The sequence below is a fragment of the Bradyrhizobium sp. CFUWI genome, assembly GCF_056429085.1.
Genome location: NZ_JBWJZE010000088.1, coordinates 1 through 1,789, shown reverse-complemented (window position 1 = coordinate 1,789; position 1,789 = coordinate 1). Strand labels below are relative to the sequence as shown.

At 62.9% G+C, this 1,789-nt stretch carries 2 protein-coding genes; both read right to left on the bottom strand.

Going from position 1 to position 1,789, the window contains the following annotated elements; genetic code table 11:
• Positions 1-636: recombinase zinc ribbon domain-containing protein (locus tag AC066S_RS38740; RefSeq protein WP_478271908.1), on the bottom strand; the 636-nt coding region annotated here is incomplete at its 3' end.
• A gap of 49 nt (positions 637-685) precedes the next feature.
• Positions 686-1,597 carry a recombinase family protein gene (locus AC066S_RS38735; protein ID WP_209311910.1) on the bottom strand — a complete coding sequence of 304 codons (912 nt, stop codon included), beginning with the start codon at positions 1,595-1,597 and terminating at the stop codon, positions 686-688.
• Between the last annotated feature and the right edge of the window lie 192 nt (positions 1,598-1,789).

Below are 1,789 nucleotides of genomic sequence, written 5' to 3'. Positions count from 1 at the left end.
GTGATGCTCGCTGGTTGCGCCGGTCTGCCAGACGATCTTGAGCCACACCTGACCTCGGGTCCGCTTCTGATCAAGAACGACTTCGCGGATGACAAATCGCAGAATGCGCTTGCGATCGGCTGCCGACGTGATGGCCGCGTTCCAAATCCGTGGAAGGTTCTCGCCGAGCGCTTGTAGGCCCGCGCGTTCCGCCGGGCCAATCAGAAGCGGCTCTTGCGCGCGCCAACGCGCATGCTCCTGCTCGACCGTCTCGACGACACGCAGCTTCTCTTCCCAAACCCGCTCAAGTGAGCGCGCCACAAGACGGTTCTCGGGCTCTACGGCGTCATACTGACGCCGAGCACGCTCGGCCTCGTAGCGGGCGCGCTCCACGCGAAGCGCCCACTGGTGCTCGAGCTGACGGCTCTCGTGCTCCAGTTGGTCCGCCGCCGCGAGTGCGATCTCAATCTGATCCGGCACCAGGGCATCGAGGACCACCCGTTCAACCAGCGCGTCAACCGCCAAGGCCCGGACTTCCTGGCACAGTGCACTGCCTTGCTGGTCCCGATCCGAACGGCAGCAATAGACCGGATAATCGGCATTCGGGCCCGTGTAGCGCATGCTCATGCGCCGTCCACAACGGCCGCAGATCGCAATTCCTTGTAACAGGGCTGCCCCCTTGCGCGGTACGCCAGAATGTCCTGCCTCATAGCGGAAGACGTTGTGCCAGTCGCCCCTGGTTGGCCATGAACTCCTCCCAGCTGATATAGCCTGGGTGAGCGGCGTGGAGGCAAACCGCCCAATCCGCGATCGCCACCTTGACCGTTCCCGTCAGCGATCCCGGCCGGCATCGGCTCGGATCCTTTTGCCGGCGACCATAAACATACGTCCCAGCATAGGCCGGATTTTGAAGGATACTAAGGACGCGCGCACTATCTGGCGCTCGCCAGACGATCTCGTGCGGAGATGGTCCAAGCAGCGGTCGAACCGGCAAGGACAATCCGTTCCTGTCCAAGTAGCGCATCACACGGCGAGCGCTTTGCAGTTCCCGGAATTTGGCAAACACGAGATGAAGACGGGCCTGCACCTCCTCATCAGGATTGAGAATAATTGTGCCGGCTCGATCATAGGCGAGCCCGGCTGGCAGGGGCAGCCGCAGTTCGCCCCGCGCCGCCTTCTGGCGTTCCCCCTGGTGAAGGCGCATCCGAAGCTGATGCAACTCCGCCTCGCTCATGATACCGGACAAGCCCAACAGCAGGCGGTCGTGGTAGGCACGCGGATCGTAAATCCGTTCGCCATCCGCAATGAGCACGCTGAACACCGAGCACAGCTCGAGAAGCTGATGCCAGTCCCGGTTATTGCGGGCCAAGCGAGAAGCGTCGAGGCTCACCACAAGACCGGCGTTGCCAAGGCCGATCTCAGCAATGAGCTTCTGGAAGCCATGACGATCCACAGCGCCAGCGCCGGATTTGCCCAGATCCTCGTCAACGACCTGGACGCGCTCCGGCGGCCAGCCCAGACCGATGGCACGATCGACGAGGCGGTACTGCAGCTCCGTGCTCTCCTGGTGCTGGCGCACCTGGTTCACGGATGACTGCCGCACATAGACGTAGGCCAACTTGGCTCGGTGTGTGCGGTCGTGAGCCGCTCGTCAGAGATGTTCGAGCTGATCAGCACGACCCAGTCCCCTTCCGGACGTGCCGGGAACCGCTTGCATTAGCCGCAGCAGCGTGGCGAGGATTTGAGCGATCTGGGTTTGCGTCGCGGTCGCGGAATCTCGGCCGTCGGACGGCCAGGTGGATTTGCCAAC